The following is a 16,446-nucleotide window of genomic DNA, read 5'->3' on the forward strand; positions in this document are numbered from 1 at the left end:
CCGACTTCAGCGATTCCTCGTCGAGATCGTTGAAGGCCTTCTTGTAGAACTCAGGCCCGCCGGTCGACAGCACGATGGAATCGAACATCGTCGCTTCCTGCCAGTTCTGGCCGCCGAGCGCCAAGGGGATGACACCGGCAGCTTTCGCCTTGTCGAGCAGCGCGATCAGGTCGTCGAAGGTCTTCGGCTCGGTGCCGCCGATCTTGTCCATGACCGCCTTGTTGATCCACAGCCAGTTGACCGAGTGGACGTTGACCGGGGCTGCGACCCACTTGCCGTCATAGACCGAGAACTTCTGCAGTGCGGCCGGCACCGACTTGTCCCAGCCTTCCTTCTTAGCCGTCTCGGTCAGATCGCCCATGACGCCGGCCTCAGCATAATCGAGCACGGTATAACCCAGCATCTGCGAGGCCGTCGGATAGGTGCCGGCCGCCACCATCGCCTTCAGCGCCGTCATCGCCGCATCACCGCCGCCGCCGGCAACCGGAACATCCTTCCAGGCAAAGCCCTCCTTCGACAGATCCTCCTTCAGGACGTTCAAAGCCGCTGCCTCGCCGCCAGACGTCCACCAGTGCAGCATCTGCACTTCCTTGACGTCGGCGGCGCGGGCGGAGATATGCGCGCCGGCCAGAGCCAATGCGATCACAGCAGTCGTGGTCAAAAACCTATTCATCGAAGAACCTCCCAGTTCCTTCTTGAAAGATGCGGAACCCATTTCCGCACCCGATCACCCGCCCTCCTCAGGCGCAGTTTCATTGCCGGCTAAGCCAGCTTTTCCGTCTGCGGCATCCACCAGCTGGTGCGCTTGCCGATATGCATGTTCAGCGTCTTGGTCTCCGTGTAGTCCTCGACCGCATGGCGGCCGAGTTCGCGGCCGAGGCCGCTCTGCTTGTAACCGCCGAAAGGAAGCTCCGAGGCGCCGTTCATGAAGGTGTTCATCCAGACCGTGCCCGCCCGCACCGAGCGGCCGATCGTCAGGCAGGTGTCAAAATCGCGGCTCCAGACACCGGCTGACAGACCGTAGTCGATGGAATTGGCGATCCTGACCGCTTCGGCAGTCGTCTCGAATGTCAGGACCGACAGGACCGGTCCAAAGACTTCCTCGCGCGCCACCGCCATATCGGGCGTGACGGCTTCGAGGATCGTCGGCGACATGAATTGCCCCATGCCGAGGTCGAGCGTCTCGCCGCCATGGGCGACGCGCGCGCCACTGCCCCTCGCACCGGCGACATATCCCGAGATCTTCTCCAGATGCTGCGGCGTGATGATCGCGCCGACCTGCGTCGAGGGATCGAGGGGATCGCCGACCCGCACTCCCTTCGACAGCTCGGCAACGCGCCTGACGACCTCGGAAGCGATCGACTTGTGCAGGATCAAGCGCGAGCCGGCATTGCAGCACTCGCCGGCATTGAAATAGGCGCCGAAGACGGCGGCATCGACGAAGGCATCGAGATCGGCATCCGGGAAAACGATCTGCGGGTTCTTGCCGCCGAGCTCCAGCGAGACCTTCTTCAGCGTCTGCGCTGCATTCGACATTGTCAGCTTACCGACACCGGTCGAGCCGGTGAAGGAGACCATGTCGACGTCTGGATGGGACGTCATGACCGCGCCGACTTCAGGTCCCGTACCGGTGACAATATTGACGACACCATCCGGAACGCCCGCTTGCTGCAGGATTTCGCCCAGAACGAGGGTCGAGCCCGATGTCAGCTCCGAGGGCTTGACGACGGTGGTGCAGCCGGCGGCAAGCGCAAAGGGCAGCTTCTGACCGACGATCAGGAAGGGGAAATTCCAGGGTGTGATGATCGACACCACGCCGATCGCCTCGCGCAGGACAACGCCGAGCGTGCCGTCGCCAAGCGTGTTGTAGCTTTCGCCGTGAAGGTCACGGGCAAGGGCGGCCGCATAGCGCCATATATCGACGGAGCCAGCGATTTCGCCCCGGACCTGCGTGATCGGCTTTCCCGCCTCGATCGCATCGAGAAATGCCAGCTCTTCGGCGCGCGCCGCGATCAGATCGGCGGCCTTCAACAGGATGGCGGAGCGTTCGGAAGCGGTCATGCGCGGCCACGGTCCGAGGTCGAATGCCTTGCGAGCGGCGGCAATCGCGCGCTCGGCATCGCTCCTGCTGCCAGTCGGGAACCGGCTGACGACGATGCCATGGCTCGGCGCGACACGTTCGATCGGATCGGAGGCGCCAGCCTCCCATTTACCGTCGATGAGCATGTTGAAATCGCGCGCCTTGTGGTCGCTGAGCGCCGTCGGGTTGACGAGGACCGTCATTACCATTCTCCCTTGAACGTTGCCGGGCGCTTCTCGCTGAACGACGCGACGCCCTCCTTCAGATCGCCGGTCTTCGCGGCGAGGATCGAGCCGAGGGCTTCGACCGCGGTTCCATTGTCTTCGCCATTCGCCGATGCGATCATCAATTTGGCGATCTCGACGGCAGCCGGTCCCCTTACGGCAATCCGCGCGGCATATTCCTGGGCGGCAGCGACCGAGTTTCCAGTCGGCACGACCGCATCGACGATGCCAAGCAGGCGCGCTTCCTCGGCGGTGAATATCTCGCCGCCGAGCGCCATGCGCCGGACCACCTGCGCGCCGAACCGCCGAACGAGACGCTGTGTGCCGGACCAGCCCGGGACCATTCCAAGGCCGGTCTCCGGCAGGCCGATTTTGATGTGCTCCTCTGCGAGACGAATGTCGGCAACGCCCGCCAGTTCGAGCCCGCCTCCGAGAGCGTGGCCATTCAACGCCGCGACGAGCGGCATCCTGAGAGTCGCCAATCTTTCGAAGATGCGGTGGCCGTGCCGAACCCAGGCATGGCCGAACTCCTGCGGCAGCATTCCGCCCCAGGCCTTGATGTCGCCTCCGGCGGAAAAGCCTTTACCCTCGCCGGTGAGAACGGCAGCGCGAATAGCCGGATTCGCCTCGACCGTGTCGGCCGCATCTGCCAACGCTTTCAGCATGTCCAGATCGAGCGCATTCAGCTTCTCCGGACGGGAGATCGTCAGCGTGGCGACGTGTCCGTCAATATCGATCCTGACCGTCCCGCTAGCCATGAAAGGTGCCCTCCAGTGTCCGCGCACTCTTTGTCGTAAGCGACAGGCCGATATTCGCCTCCCCGAAGAGCGTCGCGTCCATGACCTTCAGATCGGACGCGACGATCAGCGGGAATTCGCACTGATCGAGGATTTGGTTCTGAAGATCGACGCCGGGAGCGATCTCAGTGAGGACGATGCCGTCCCGCGTCAATTTCATCACGCACCGCTCGGTGACATAGGTGATGTCCTGCCCCTGCTCGATCGCGCGCTTGCCGCTGAAGGTGACGTGTTCGACCTCGTCCACCAGCTTCTTCAGCTTGCCCTCCTTTTCGATGACGAGAGCCCCGTCGGCGATCGAAAGCTTCGCCCCGGCGTTGAACATGCCGGAGAAGACGATCTTCCTGGCGCGCGCCGTGATGTCGACGAAGCCGCCGGCGCCCGCCGTCACATGCGGCCGGAACGAGAGCTTGGAGACGTTGACCGAGCCGTCCCTGCCGATCTCCAGGAAGGAGAGCAGCGATGCGTCGAAGCCTGCGCCCTGGAAATAGGTGAACTGATAGGGAGACGGCATATAGGCATCGGCGTTGGAGGCGCAGCCGAAGGCGAAGTCGAGGAGCGGCACGCCGCCGACCGCGCCCTGCTCGATGACCCAGGTGACGGCGCCGTGCAGCCCCTCCTCCAGCAGGATGCGCGGCACGTTGGCCGAGATGCCGAAGCCGAGATTGACGCAGCTTCCCGTCTGAAGTTCCTGCGCCACACGGCGCGCGATAACCTTCTGGACGTTGAACTCCGGAACGCTGAAGCTGTTGAGCGGGCGGAATATCTCTCCTGAGATCGCGGGATCGTAGCTCGTTTGGGTCGTCTGCTTCTGATCCGGATCGACGATGACATAGTCGACCAGCATTCCCGGCACCCGGACGTCATGCGGCTTCAGCGAACCTTCCTTGGTGATCCGCTTGACCTGCGCGATGACGATGCCGCCATTGTTGCGGGCGGCGAGCGCCTGGTCGAGACCGCCCAGATAGGCGCCTTCATGCTCATAGGTGAGATTGCCGCGTTCGTCGGCCGTGGTGGCGCGGATGATGGCGACCTGGGGAACGATCGACGGGAAGAACAGCCAGTCGTCGCCCTCGAAGTTCACGCGCTTGACCACCGGATCGTCCGACGCGAGAGCGTTCATCGCGCAGCCCTGCCGCCGGGGATCGACGAAGGTATCGATGCCGACCTTGGTCATGACGCCCGGGCGCTTGGCGGCGGCTTCGCGATGGATGTCGAACAGGATGCCGGAGGGAATGTTGTAGGCCGGGATCTCGTTGTTGGTGATCATCTGCCAGATCAGCGGCGGCTCGGCCGAAGACGGGCCTGAAGGATAGGAGCCGCCGATGATGCGCTTGAGCAGGCCTTTCCTGGCGATGTAGTCGACGCCCTTGATGCCGCTCATATCGCCTGCTGCGATCGGGTGGAGCGTGGTGATGCCCGCGGGATGGCCGGTCGCATCGAAACGCTCGCCGATCGCCTTCAGCATCAGATCGGGGCAGCCGAGACCGCTCGAGGACGACACCGTGACAACAGCGCCATCGGGGATCAGCGCGGCCGCTTCGGCTGGTGTGAGATGCTTCTTCATGTGCGTCACTCAGAATCCCGTTTGAATTTTCACGCTCTGCCGGCTCTCGCCGGTGCGGCTTTGCCGGCTCCGCAGCTCTCGCGAACGACCAGCCGAACGGCTGTGGTTACGGTCTCGGCCTCGGCCTTACCCGCATTGATCTGCTTCAGCAGCATCTGTGCGCCGCGCCGCCCGATGCCCTGCGGATCGACCGAGACCGTCGTCAGCGCGGGAACCGCCGCCTGCGCCTCGATGACGTCGTCGAAACCGACGACGGCGAAGTCGGCCCCGGGCTCCAGACGGCGCGCGCGCAAGCCGTCGCAGACACCGAAGGCGACAGCATCGTTGAAGCAGACGGCTGCCGTAGGCCGGTCGCCGAGAGCGATCGCTTTTCCGATCGCCTCAACACCACCTGCTCGCGACGGCGCGGACGAGATGACAAGCTCCTCGTCGTAGCCGAGCCCTGCCGCCTCGATCCCGCTGCGGTAACCCGTCAGGCGATCGTCGAAGACGGCGGTGTCGGGAAAGCCGCCGAGAAAAGCGATTCTGCTGTGACCAAGCCCCACCAGATGTTCGACGGCGGCCATCATGCCGGCCCTGTTGTCGGAGACGATGGACGAGACTTTTGCGCCGGGCAGGTTTCGGACGACGACCACGACGGGAATACCTGCCGCGACGAGCGGCTTGAAGTCCGCGGCATCGGTGGCCCGCGCCGGAGAGACGATGAGACCCGAAATGCCGTGCTCACGCATCGATGCGACAACCTCCCGCTGCCTATCGATGCTCTCGCTGGTGTTCGACAGGAACTGCACAAAACCGGCCGACTGGACGACCATATCGACGCCAACCGCGAGCTCGGCAAAGAAGCTGTTCGTCAGATCATTCACGACGACGCCGATGATCCTCGATTTCGCGCCGGCCTGCCGGAGGTTCGCCGCGCCGCGATTGTAGACGTAGCCAAGCTCCCGCATCACGGCATTGACCTTGGAGCGCGTCCCTTCATTGACCAGAGAGGAGCCCTGAAGCACCAGCGACACCGTCGACTTGGAGACGCCGGCAGCCTTCGCAATGTCGATGACGGTCACCCGCGGCTTTGTCACTTCTTCCTCCCGACGCCATCGTCGACTGGCGCCTATTTATTTGGAACGTTCCAATTCTGTCAAGTGAAATCGAAATTAAACCCGGCATTTTCCAAGTTTTTATTCGCCATCATTTCGTTGAGATCAGGATATAGCTATTGGAACGATTTAATTTTTCCAAATTGCCGGAAAGAATTTTCGGCATGCTGGACGCTCGGAAAGGTCTGCAAATTTCTGACTGGAGTCTTTGCGCGAATCCGTTCAGATCGGCTTATGACCAAAACAATCCGCATATCCGCTGCTCTCGTCCTGCGCGACGATGGCCTTGCGCTTCTGGTGCGCAAGCGCGGCACCCTCGCCTTCATGCAGCCCGGCGGCAAGATCGAGCCGGGGGAGACGGCCGAAGAGGCGCTGACAAGAGAGCTTTGCGAGGAGGTCGGGCTTGTTGCGACGACGGCAGCGCTTGAGTTTCTCGGCCGGTTCGAGGCGCCGGCCGCCAACGAGCTGGATCATATCGTCGTTGCCGATGTCTTCCTGCTGCATGTCGGCGACGGCGAGGTCAGCGCAACGGCGGAGATTGAGGAGATCCGCTGGATCTCGCCGATGGAGCCCGGCGACATTCTGATGGCGCCGCTGACCGAGCACCATATCCTACCCTTCTACCGGCAGCGCAAGGCTGCGATGGCTGAGACAGATTGATGTCGACCGGCTGCGCTCTATTCTCCCAACGGATCAAGGGAGGGTTTCGCCATGGCTTTCATTCATACCCCCAATGCATCCGCCAGCGAGAAGACGACGTCGATGTACGCCTCGGCGGAAGCGAACTACGGTTATCTGCCCAATATGTACCGCGCTTTCGGTCATCGGCCTGAGGTGATGGAGAATTGGGGAGCGCTGCTTTCGAGCATTCGCAGCCATATGAGCCTCAGGCGCTACGAACTGGTGACGCTGGCGGCGGCCAAGGAGTTGAAATCCTCTTATTGCATGCTGGCGCACGGCTCAGTGCTGCTGCGCGAAGGCTTCACCAGCGACGGGCTGACGGCCGTCGTCAACGAGACGGAGAAGGCGCCGATCGACGCCAGCGAACGGGCGATCATGGCCTTTGCCGCCAAGGTGGCGCGTGATGCGACGTCGATCACGCAGCAGGATATTGACGGGCTGAAGAAACACGGGCTGAGCGACGCCGATATTTTCGACGTCACGGCGGCGGCAGCGGCGCGCTGTTTCTTCTCGAAAGTGCTGGATGCGCTGGGCGCCGCCCCTGATCACGCCTATATCGAGCGGCTGGAGCCGAATGTGCGAAAGGCGCTGAGTGTCGGGCGGCAGGTCGAGCAGCCCCTGTCGCCTTCGCCGTCCCGCAGCACATCGCAATGATGCGATGCCCGCCAGGCGCTTGGTCTCTCGGGGCTATTCCTTCGGCTTGTCCTGAAAATGCCGGATCGCAAAATCTGCGATATTCTGGTTTGCCCGATCGGCATCGTCGAGCAGCGAGGGAAACAGCTGCCACTGATGCGGCATGCCCGGCCAGACCTCGGTGGTGACATCCACGCCCGCCTGACGCGCCTTGTCGGCGAGGCGCAGCGTGTCATCGAGCAGGACTTCGCCGGAGCCGACCTGCAGCAAGAGCGGCGGAAAGCCCTTCATGTCGGCATAGAGCGGCGATATCTGGGGATCGGTCGGCGACCGGTTGCCGAGATAGGCCTTGCGTGAGATTTCAAGCCAGGCCTTGTCGACCAGCGGATCGCTTTCGGCATTCGATGCCACCGAGTCGCCCGTTGCGGCAAGATCGGTGATCGGGCTCAGCGCCACAACAGCCGCCGGCAACGGCTTTGCCGCCTTCATCTGCCGCAACACCATCTCGATCGCGATATTGCCGCCGGCGCCGTCTCCCGCGACGATGACGTTTCCGTTGTCATAGCCGTTGTCGAGAAGCCAGCGATAGGCCGTCAGCGCGTCGTTGATCTGCGCGGGATAGCCATATTCGGGCATCAGCCGATAGTCGATGAGCAGCACATCGCTGGATGCAGCCTTGGCGAGCGAGCCGGCAAGCAGGCTGTGCGTGCGCATGGAGCCGCTGGAGAAACCGCCGCCATGGATATAGAGAATCGCCCTTTCGCCGATCGGGTGATGAAGACGGGCGGGCCACATCAGCTCGGCATCGACGCCGTCGGCATCGACCTGCCGAAGCTGAATGCGCGTCGGTCCCGGCGTCGTCTCCATCAGCGTCCTGAAAGCCGTTCGCCTCTCCTGCAGGCTGTCGGCGCCGGCAAAATGCTCCTTCCACAGGCCCACGAGTTTTTCGACCTGCTCGCGTGAGGCCTGGCTTTGCGGCTCCATGTCCTGCCCGACCGCTTCCGATGATAGCAGCATCAGTGCGGCCAGGGCGGGAAGCAAACATCCCCATCGCTTCGGTTTTTTTCGATCCGCAGGTGGCAAATTCCGACCGTTCATCAACTTCTCCCGACGATGCTGGCCATGGCGCATCTTTGGCCGGTTCGCTGACAGGAGTCAAAAGGCAGACAGGCGCAAGCCTCAACCTTTTTCGTTGCGCGCGCATCGCGGCGGTTTCCCGAAAAATTGAACCACGCCCGCCGGCACGGCTTGCCATCTGCCGTGTTTCCGTCGGAAATGGGTTTTGTGCCCGGCACCGCCCGGCGCGTCGTCTCGCCTGTGAATGAAGGATATCATGACCACCATTTATCTTGCTGGGCCGGAAGTCTTTCTTCCGGATGCCATGCCCATCATGGCCGAAAAACGCCGCCTGGCGCGCCAGTTCGGCTTCGAGCCGACCGGCCCCGGCAGCGACGAAAACCAGACGCCGATAAAGCGGACGGCCGCAGAGATCTACGGGCGCAATGACGACGCCATGCGCCGGGCCGATATCTGCCTGGCCAACATCACGCCCTTTCGAGGCGTCAGCGCCGATCCAGGCACGGTCTACGAGATCGGCTTCATGATTGCGCTGGGAAAGGCGGTGTTCGCCTATACCAATCACCCCGACGATTATGGTCTGCGTGTTCGTTCGATCTGGTATGCGGGGCGTGAGATCGATGAGACGAGCGGGCGGCCGCGCGGACCGGACGGCATCGCGATCGAAAATCACGGCATGGCCGATAACCTGATGATCGACGGAGGGATCGAGGCGACCGGAGGCAAGGTGTTTCGTGCGGCCAAGCTCCCATCAGATCCTGCCCGCGACCTCGCGGTCTATTTTGAAGCGCTTCGGACGATCGCCGGCCTGCGCGGATAGGATTTGCGCTTCTTTACTCCGCTCTCATCGCGTCGATAACTGCGCGGAAGCCCGCCGACATGTGGCGGCGGCTCGGATAGTAGAGATAGAGTGGTTCCTCCAGCTGGCACCAGTCGTCCAGCACCTGGATCAGTTCGCCGCGGGCAATCGCCTTCTCCGCGCGCGGCTCCCAGATATAGGCAAGGCCGACGCCACCAAGCGCTGCCTGCAGCATTAGCTCGTGATCGTCGAGCGATAGCGGCCCGGTCGGCTGAAAGCTCACCGTCTGGCCATCCTTCTCGAATTCCCAGGCATAACGGGCGCCTGATGGAAACATGTTCTGGATGCAGAGATGCCGCTTGAGGTCGTGCGGCGTTTCCGGCTTCGGGCGGGTTTCGAAATAGGCTGGCGAGCCGACGACCACCAGGCGAATGCGCGGCTTAATGCGCAGCGCGATCATGCCCTCCGTGATGCGTTCGCCGAAACGGATGCCGGCATCGAAGCCTTCCTCGACGATATCGACCAGCCTGTCGGTCGCGTTGATTTCCAGCTGCAGAGGGGTTCCTTTTGAGCAGCGGACCGATGACATGGCCGATGACGAAAGGGCCGATCGAAGTCGGCACGTTGATCCTCACCTTGCCGAAGGGCGTGTCGCGATAGCGGTTCAGCGCATCGAGCGCAGCCGCCATCTCGCCGAAGGCCGGATCGAGATGGGAGATCAGGAGTTCGCCGGCCTCCGTCAGCGAAACGCTGCGCGTCGTGCGGTTGAGCAGGCGGATGCCGATCCGGTCTTCCAGATTGAGAACGGCATGGCTGACGGCAGAGGCGGTGACGCCCCGCTCCTCACCTGCCTTTCGAAAACTCTTATGCCGCGCGACAGCCGCGAAGGCTGCGAGTTCGGACAGGTCTGTGGCGTCATTGCTGAATTTCACTCATTATAGTTTCGAGAATAACGAATCTTATACATCAGCGGATTTTCGGTCAAATTCACCCCGTCAGCACAGAGATGCGACGCCAAACAAACAGCTCGGAAGGAATTCGTCATGAAAGTCTGGTTCATCACCGGTGCATCCCGCGGCTTCGGCGCACTGGTAACCAAGGAAGCCCTTGCATCAGGCGATGCCGTCATCGCCACCGCCCGCAACCCGAAGACCATTACCGAGCAATTCGGCGATCATCCGAACCTGGTCGCCGTCGCCCTCGACGTCACCAACGAGGCTCAAGCGAAGGAGGCTGCGGCCGCCGGCATCGCCCGCTTCGGCCGAATCGACATCCTCGCCAACAATGCCGGCTACGGCCTGCTCGGCGCAGTCGAGGAAGCTTCGGCCGAGGAGATCGAAAAACTTTATGCCACGAACGTCTTCGGTCTCCTGAAGGTGACACGCGCCGTGCTGCCCTATATGCGCCGCCAGCGCTCCGGCCACATCCTCAATTTTTCCTCGGTCGGCGGCTACTTCGGCTATCCCGGCTGGGGCGTCTACGGCTCGACGAAATTCGCCGTCGAAGGCCTGTCGGAATCGATGGCTGCCGAACTCGAGCCTTTCGGCATCACGGTGACGATCGTCGAGCCCGGTTTCTTCCGCACGGATTTCCTCGCCGACACCTCGCTGGCGATCAGCCCGGCCTCCATTGCCGATTACGAAGGCACGCCGGCCGGCAACATGCGCAACTTTGCCGCCGACGCCAACCACGCGCAGCCCGGCGACCCGGCCAGGCTCGCCGCCGGCATCATGGCGATGGTCGCCTCGGCCAACCCGCCGCTGCGCATGCCGTTCGGCAGCGATACGGTGGCGATGATCGAGGCGCAGCATGCGAGCGTCGAAAAGGAACTTGCCGTTTGGCGCCAGCTCGCGCTCTCGACGGATTTTCCCGGCGACGCAACAAGCGCAGCCTGAAGAGAGCATGAGTGCCGCCGCAACACTCCCGGTCTCGGAGGTGTGGCGGCGGTGCTGTCATGACGGCGGGACAGACGGCCGGCCGTCTCGCTTATTTTCCGACCTGCTCGGCCCAGTTCGGCGCCTTGCCGCCGCCATCGAGAAAGGTCATCGCCACGGTTGCCATCAGGGGCGAGGCGAAGGACTCGTAATGGGTGAGATCGGGCAGGATCGCCAGACGGTTCTTCGACATGTTTTCCCGCATCCAGCCGGCATCGCGGAGGCCGCCGCCGAGCTTGTGATAGAAGTCGATCATATGCTCGGGGCGGATCATGTCGGCATCGCCGTACATCAGCATCACAGGCATGGTGAGCTTCGCGACAGCATCGCTGTAATCGATGGGTTTGCGCATCAGCGCCCCCATAGCGTCGAGCAGCTTCGGAAATTCGGACACGTCGGGCGCCACCGCCTTGTAGGAGAGGAACATCGGCGTGTCCTTCATCATCTCGGCCATGCCGGCGCCAACGGCCGCCTGCTGCGGCAGCATCTCCGGGAAGAAACCGTCCTGCGCATAGGGCGCCGAGAGGATCACCAGCCGGCGCACCTGGTCCGGTGCGCTCGCCGCCATGTGAAGGGCCACACCGCCGCCGAAGGAATAGCCGAAGACGTCAAGCTTGTCATAGCCGAGCTGCTTCACCAGGACCGCGAGATCGGCACCGATATCAGGAAGCTCGATCGGCCGATTGCCGAGCGGCGTGCGGCCATGGCCCTGCAGATCGACGGCGATCACCTGACGGTGATCCGTGAAGATCGGCATGACGGGCGCGAACATCTCGATCTGTCCGAGGCCGCCGTGAAGCAGCAGCAGCGGCTCGCCCTCGCCGCGGATCTCGTAATAATAATCGATGCCGTTGACCGGCACCCTTCCTTTCCTGACGATCGGCGCAATGGCCTTGTCTTCCTCGACAACTGGCGCAGCGCCGCCTGCGGCCGAGATATCCGGCGCGGCCAAGAAGGCAGCGGCCGTTGCGATCATCGAAATCAGCGTCATCTTCGACATGTCCTTGCTCCATCTGTGCGTCGATACCGCAAGGACGGCGGCGGTCGTCGTTTTCCGACACTCTGCATCGAAATTTCTGGCACCCGCCTTTATGACATTCCTATATTTTCGCCCCTCGCCCCGAATGGATTTCCTACGGCAGCCGGCGGTAGACTCTCGCTGTCATTGCAAAGGTCAAATGCCATGCGCAACATCGTGTCTTCCGCCTTCCACCCTCTGCGCCCGCACAAGGTCACGCGCGGCAGCCGGCAGATGCGCGAGAAGCGCACCGCCCGGGCGCTGATCGTCTTCAGCATCCTGCTTGCCTGCGTCGAACTTTACATCGTTTACGCCGCGCTTTGAGCCATTCCACGCCTGGTTTCGGCACGGCGGAAAACGCGGACTGGCGGAATGGCCGATCTCCAACTTTTCGTTAACCGGCATGCTGGTAAAATCTCGTTGTAGAGATTTCAGATACCGCGAGACCGATGCCGAAACCGAATTTCCGCTTCACCCATTACGATCTCAAGGAACAACGCGCCGGGACGATCGTCGAGGTGTCGCTGAATGCGGTGAACAATGTTCGACTGATGACGGCGCCGAATTTCCAGCGCTTCACCGAGGTTCTCGATTTCAAATATATCGGCGGCGTGGCGCGCAAATCCCCGGTTAAGCTTGCCGTCCCGGAAAGCGGCCACTGGCATGTCGTCGTCGATATGGAAGGCCATCACGGTCTCGCGGAATCCGCCGTCAAGGTGATCGCCGCGCCCGTCAATCAGAAAATGCCGCGCCCTTCCTGAGATTCGCAGCACCGCGCGTTTCCAGACGAGCCCGCAGAACGCGCTTCATCGAAAACCCGCGATCACGACGCATCCAATTATCCTGATCGTTGATCGCGATCAATGAATGAGACCGCTGCGTCGATCACAATTCTTCGGGCCGTCAGCCGGCACGCCCTTTCATGCTGCGAAAGTAATTGGGAGCCGAAGGCTGCCGAATAATCAGAGCATCACAGCGTCTTTGCGCGTCAGACCCGCGGCGCTGCGGATCTTCATCACGTGGGGAGTAGTCCATGACTTCGAACCCGACTGGCCGTATCACCACCATCATCGATCCCGGCGATGCGCTCGGCGAAGTCCTTTTCGGCTTGATTATGGCCCTGACTCTGACGGTTGGTTCGCGGCTTGTTTTTGAAGAAGAAGGATTAGATGTCCGGGAGCTGGTCGTCGCCACAATCGGATGCAATGTGGCCTGGGGGATCATTGACGCCGTCTTGTTCATCCTGGGTACGACGTTTTACAAGAGCAGGCGGCTGCGGCTTTTTCGGCAAATCAAAGCCGCCAGAAGCGAATCTGCGGCGCTCACCGTGCTTGCGCGTGAATTCCCGATTGAAAAAGCACCCTTCGCCGCCGAGGCGGCCGATACGGACGCGCTCTATCGATCGCTGCTGACGCTCGCAGGCCGGGCAGACCCTGTGAAGGTGTCCCTCGCAAAAGGCGATCTGCTTACCGGAATCGCCGTCTTCCTCCTGGTTTCGGCGACCTCCATCCCGGCAGTTGTCCCTTTTCTTCTGATCGACAATGCCGACCTTGCCCTGAGAACCAGCAACCTGTTTCTCATCATGCTGCTGTTTGTGACCGGTTATGCGTGGGCGAGCTTTTCGGGAGGCAGACCCTTTTACGCCGGCATGACGATGACGTGTCTCGGATTGCTTCTGGTTGCGATAGCGATCGCTCTTGGCGGCTGAGCCGGTCACCCGCCGAGCAGACTTGGCCATGTCAGCGCGGATTGCGCTCCTTGCGAAGCTTCGCCCACCATTCCAGCCGCTTGCGGATGTCGCGCTCGAAGCCGCGCTCCGGCGGATCGTAGAAGGTCTGGCGGCCCATCTTCTCCGGAAAATAATCCTGGCCGGAAAAGGCGTCCGGCTCGTCATGGTCGTAGCGATAACCTTCGCCGTAGCCCTCGCCCTTCATCAGTTTCGTCGGTGCATTCAGGATATGCTTCGGGGGCAGCAGCGAGCCGTTCTGCTTCGCGGCCTGGCTTGCGGCCTTGAAGGCTGTGTAGACGGCATTCGATTTCGGCGCGGTGGCGAGATAGACGCAGGCCTGGGCCAGCGCGAGTTCGCCTTCCGGCGAGCCGAGATACTCATAAGCATCCTTGGCGGCATTGCAGATGACAAGCGCCTGCGGATCGGCAAGGCCGATATCTTCCACCGCCATGCGCACCAGCCGCCGGCCGAGATAGAGCGGATCCTCGCCGGCATCGAACATACGGGCGAGATAGTAGAGGGCCGCGTCGGGGTCCGAGCCGCGCACGGATTTATGCAGCGCCGAGATCAGATTGTAGTGACCGTCCTGCGCTTTGTCATAGACCGGAGCGCGGCGCTGGACGATGCGCGTCAGGCCTTCGGTGTCGAAGCTCTCGCCTTCGCGGGCCGCGCGCCAGACTTCCTCGGCGAGCGTCAGCACGGCGCGGCCGTCGCCGTCGGCCATGCGGATCAGGCTGGCGCGTGCCTCTTCCGTCAACGGCAGCGGCTTCTGCTCGATCGTCTCGGCACGCTTCAGCAACTCCTCGAGGCTCTCCTCGTCATGCGACTTGAAGGTGAGAACGCGGGCGCGCGACAGCAGAGCGGCGTTGAGCTCGAAAGACGGATTTTCGGTGGTGGCGCCGACAAGGATAACGGTGCCATCCTCCATGACGGGCAGGAAACTGTCCTGCTGGGCCCGGTTGAAACGATGGATCTCGTCGACGAAGAGCAGCGTCTGACGGCCGTCCATGCGGCGCAGGCGGGCGGTTTCGAACACCTTCTTCAGGTCGGCGACACCTGAAAAGATCGCCGATATCTGCTCGAATGCCAGCCCCGCCTCGCCCGACAGCAGCCGCGCCACCGTCGTCTTGCCGGTGCCGGGCGGGCCCCAGAAGATCATCGAACCGAGCGAGCCGCTTTCGATCATTCTCTTCAGGACGCCGTCTTCACCGGTCAGATGTTCCTGACCGGTAACATCGGCGAGCGTCTTCGGCCGCAGCCGGTCGGCAAGCGGCCGCCTGGCGGCAACCTCCTCCGGAATGCGCGGCGCGAAGAGATCATTGCTCATCGGAAGAACTGCCGGATGCGCTGACCGTCGCGCTCGATCTCCACCCGCCACAGCCCGGGGTCGCTGTTGGCGATCTCGGCCAGCTCGCTGGTCGACTTCACCTCGGTGCCGTTGATCGAGACGATGATATCCTTGGGCTCGAAACCGAGACGGGCGGCCGGCGAATCCTCCTTGATATCCGAGACGACGACGCCGGCCGATTCCGACGGCATGCGCAGTTCGTCGGCAACGCGCGGCGAGAGGTTTTCGACGACCGCGCCGGTAAAGGGGGTATGTCCGCCGATGGTGCGCTGGTCGCGCGGCGAGGTTTCCGGCGCACGGGCGAGCGCCAGCGACAACTGTTCCTCGCGGCCATTCTCGATGACGGTGAGGTTGACCGACTTGCCGAGGCCGGCCGTCGTCAGGCGGTACAGCAACGCGTCGGGATGCTCGACCGGGATGCCGTTGACCGATGTGACGATCTGGCCGGCTTTCAGCCCGGCCTTCGCCGCCGGCCCGCCATCGGTGACCTTGACGACAAGCGCGCCACGGACCCTGTCGAGCCCGAGAGCCTCGGCGACCTCGGACGTCACAGCATCGAAGCTTGCGCCGACATAGGGCCGCTCGAAGGATTTGACGCCGGCATCGGCGGAAGCAAGGAAAACCTTGACGAGATTGGCGGGAATGGCAAAGCCGATACCGTTCGAGCCGCCGCCGCGCGAGAAGATCGCCGTGTTGATGCCGATCAGCTCGCCCTTCATGTTCATCAGCGCGCCGCCGGAATTGCCGGGATTGATCGAGGCGTCGGTTTGGATAAAGAAGCCGAACTCGTTCCTAACCACCTGATTGCGGGCAAGAGCCGAGACGATGCCGCTCGTCACCGTCTGACCGACGCCGAAGGGGTTGCCGATCGCCAGCACGAGGTCCCCGACTTCCACCGTATCGGAGTTGCCGATCGGCAGGGTCGGGAAGTTCTCCTTGGTATCGATCTTCAGCACGGCGAGATCGACGCGGTCATCGCGCAGCACCACCTTGCAGGGGAACTCGCGGCCATCCGACAGCGCCACCTTGATATCGTCGGCGCCTTCGACGACGTGATTGTTGGTCACGACGGTGCCGTTCGCCTCGACGATGACGCCGGAGCCGAGCGAGGATTGCTTCTCGGACCGGTTCGGCATCTGTTGGCCGAAAAACTGCTCGAAGAAGGGATCACCCGCGAAGGGCGATTGGCGCTTGATGATCTTTTCCGCATAGACATTGACCACGGCGCCCGAGGTCTGCTTGACCAGCGGCGCGAAGGAGAGCTGCATTTGCATCTGGCTCTCCGGCACGGTTTTCGTGGTCTGCGCGTGAGCGGCAGCCGGCAGAAGCAGCGTCAGAGCGAGCAGCGAGACGGAGGCGTGCTTGAACAGGCCTTGCATGGGTATCCCTTTTTGAATTCTCTTGAGCAACGTTGTAGAGCATGATGCCGAAAAGTGTGAGCGGTTTTCGGACGACATCATGC

General features: G+C 62.4%; 16 protein-coding genes and 1 pseudogene. 7 read left to right on the forward strand and 10 right to left on the reverse strand.

The genetic code is table 11. The features are described from left to right. From ATY77_RS14105 to ATY77_RS14125, 5 genes are all read right to left on the reverse strand, one after another. Nucleotides 1-673 (reverse strand): ABC transporter substrate-binding protein (locus ATY77_RS14105; RefSeq protein WP_141103934.1); only part of this gene is annotated, 673 nt, incomplete at its 3' end. An 89-nt stretch (nt 674-762) separates the two neighbouring features. After that, complete coding sequence (locus tag ATY77_RS14110) at nt 763-2,283, reverse strand: aldehyde dehydrogenase family protein (RefSeq protein WP_088687857.1); 1,521 nt, start codon at nt 2,281-2,283, stop codon at nt 763-765. Beyond that, nucleotides 2,283-3,062 carry an enoyl-CoA hydratase/isomerase family protein gene (locus tag ATY77_RS14115; protein ID WP_088687858.1) on the reverse strand — a complete coding sequence of 260 codons (780 nt, stop codon included), beginning with the start codon at nt 3,060-3,062 and terminating at the stop codon, nt 2,283-2,285. Before ATY77_RS14115 ends, ATY77_RS14110 begins: the two co-directional genes overlap by 1 nt. Then, a complete protein-coding gene (locus ATY77_RS14120; RefSeq protein ID WP_088687859.1) occupies nt 3,055-4,668 on the reverse strand; it encodes an acyl CoA:acetate/3-ketoacid CoA transferase in 1,614 nt (537 codons plus the stop codon). The genes ATY77_RS14115 and ATY77_RS14120 overlap by 8 nt, the downstream gene beginning before the upstream one ends. Nucleotides 4,669-4,697: 29 nt before the next feature. Next, a complete protein-coding gene (locus ATY77_RS14125; RefSeq protein ID WP_088687860.1) occupies nt 4,698-5,747 on the reverse strand; it encodes a LacI family DNA-binding transcriptional regulator in 1,050 nt (349 codons plus the stop codon). Nucleotides 5,748-5,999: 252 nt separating this feature from the next. Here ATY77_RS14125 and ATY77_RS14130 point away from each other — a divergent pair, with 252 nt between their 5' ends. Both ATY77_RS14130 and ATY77_RS14135 read left to right on the forward strand, forming a co-directional pair. Further along, nucleotides 6,000-6,425 (forward strand): NUDIX domain-containing protein, encoded by a 426-nt coding sequence (locus ATY77_RS14130; RefSeq protein WP_088687861.1) that lies wholly within the window; start codon nt 6,000-6,002, stop codon nt 6,423-6,425. 51 nt (nt 6,426-6,476) lie between these two features. Next, nucleotides 6,477-7,100, forward strand: coding sequence for a carboxymuconolactone decarboxylase family protein (locus ATY77_RS14135; RefSeq protein ID WP_088677345.1), 624 nt, complete (start codon nt 6,477-6,479; stop codon nt 7,098-7,100). 33 nt (nt 7,101-7,133) lie between these two features. Here the strand turns inward: ATY77_RS14135 and ATY77_RS14140 are convergent, their stop codons facing one another. Further along, nucleotides 7,134-8,108 carry an alpha/beta hydrolase gene (locus tag ATY77_RS14140; RefSeq protein ID WP_245314351.1) on the reverse strand — a complete coding sequence of 325 codons (975 nt, stop codon included), beginning with the start codon at nt 8,106-8,108 and terminating at the stop codon, nt 7,134-7,136. Between the two features lie 304 nt (nt 8,109-8,412). Here ATY77_RS14140 and ATY77_RS14145 point away from each other — a divergent pair, with 304 nt between their 5' ends. Further along, nucleotides 8,413-8,976, forward strand: coding sequence for a nucleoside 2-deoxyribosyltransferase (locus tag ATY77_RS14145; protein WP_088677377.1), 564 nt, complete (start codon nt 8,413-8,415; stop codon nt 8,974-8,976). Between the two features lie 13 nt (nt 8,977-8,989). Here ATY77_RS14145 and ATY77_RS14150 read toward each other — a convergent pair. Then, nucleotides 8,990-9,887 (reverse strand): annotated as a pseudogene (locus ATY77_RS14150) (LysR family transcriptional regulator). Nucleotides 9,888-9,998: 111 nt separating this feature from the next. On the opposite strand from ATY77_RS14150, the gene ATY77_RS14155 reads away from it, so the two are divergent. After that, nucleotides 9,999-10,850 (forward strand): oxidoreductase, encoded by an 852-nt coding sequence (locus ATY77_RS14155; RefSeq protein WP_088677342.1) that lies wholly within the window; start codon nt 9,999-10,001, stop codon nt 10,848-10,850. A gap of 91 nt (nt 10,851-10,941) precedes the next feature. Here ATY77_RS14155 and ATY77_RS14160 read toward each other — a convergent pair whose 3' ends face one another. Continuing rightward, entirely contained in the window at nt 10,942-11,889 is a 948-nt protein-coding gene (locus tag ATY77_RS14160; protein WP_088687863.1) for an alpha/beta fold hydrolase, read from the reverse strand. Nucleotides 11,890-12,072: 183 nt separating this feature from the next. Between ATY77_RS14160 and ATY77_RS32855 the strand changes: the two genes are divergently transcribed. The 3 genes from ATY77_RS32855 to ATY77_RS14170 all read left to right on the forward strand — a co-directional run bounded on the left by ATY77_RS32855 (nt 12,073) and on the right by ATY77_RS14170 (nt 13,615). Beyond that, nucleotides 12,073-12,231, forward strand: a complete 159-nt coding sequence (locus ATY77_RS32855) for a hypothetical protein (RefSeq protein WP_190237633.1) — start codon at nt 12,073-12,075, stop codon at nt 12,229-12,231. Nucleotides 12,232-12,356: 125 nt separating this feature from the next. After that, nucleotides 12,357-12,668 carry a DUF1883 domain-containing protein gene (locus ATY77_RS14165; protein ID WP_088677340.1) on the forward strand — a complete coding sequence of 104 codons (312 nt, stop codon included), beginning with the start codon at nt 12,357-12,359 and terminating at the stop codon, nt 12,666-12,668. A gap of 272 nt (nt 12,669-12,940) precedes the next feature. Continuing rightward, nucleotides 12,941-13,615 (forward strand): VIT1/CCC1 transporter family protein, encoded by a 675-nt coding sequence (locus ATY77_RS14170; RefSeq protein WP_088687864.1) that lies wholly within the window; start codon nt 12,941-12,943, stop codon nt 13,613-13,615. A 31-nt stretch (nt 13,616-13,646) separates the two neighbouring features. On the opposite strand, the gene ATY77_RS14175 is transcribed toward ATY77_RS14170, so the two are convergent. Both ATY77_RS14175 and ATY77_RS14180 read right to left on the reverse strand, forming a co-directional pair. Continuing rightward, nucleotides 13,647-14,963: a replication-associated recombination protein A gene (locus ATY77_RS14175; RefSeq protein WP_088677338.1), complete on the reverse strand. Its 1,317-nt coding sequence runs from the start codon at nt 14,961-14,963 to the stop codon at nt 13,647-13,649. Then, nucleotides 14,960-16,363, reverse strand: a complete 1,404-nt coding sequence (locus ATY77_RS14180) for a DegQ family serine endoprotease (RefSeq protein WP_088687865.1) — start codon at nt 16,361-16,363, stop codon at nt 14,960-14,962. The genes ATY77_RS14175 and ATY77_RS14180 overlap by 4 nt, the downstream gene beginning before the upstream one ends. Nucleotides 16,364-16,446 lie beyond the last annotated feature (83 nt).

Source organism: Rhizobium sp. R634, assembly GCF_002211305.1.
GTDB lineage: Bacteria > Pseudomonadota > Alphaproteobacteria > Rhizobiales > Rhizobiaceae > Rhizobium.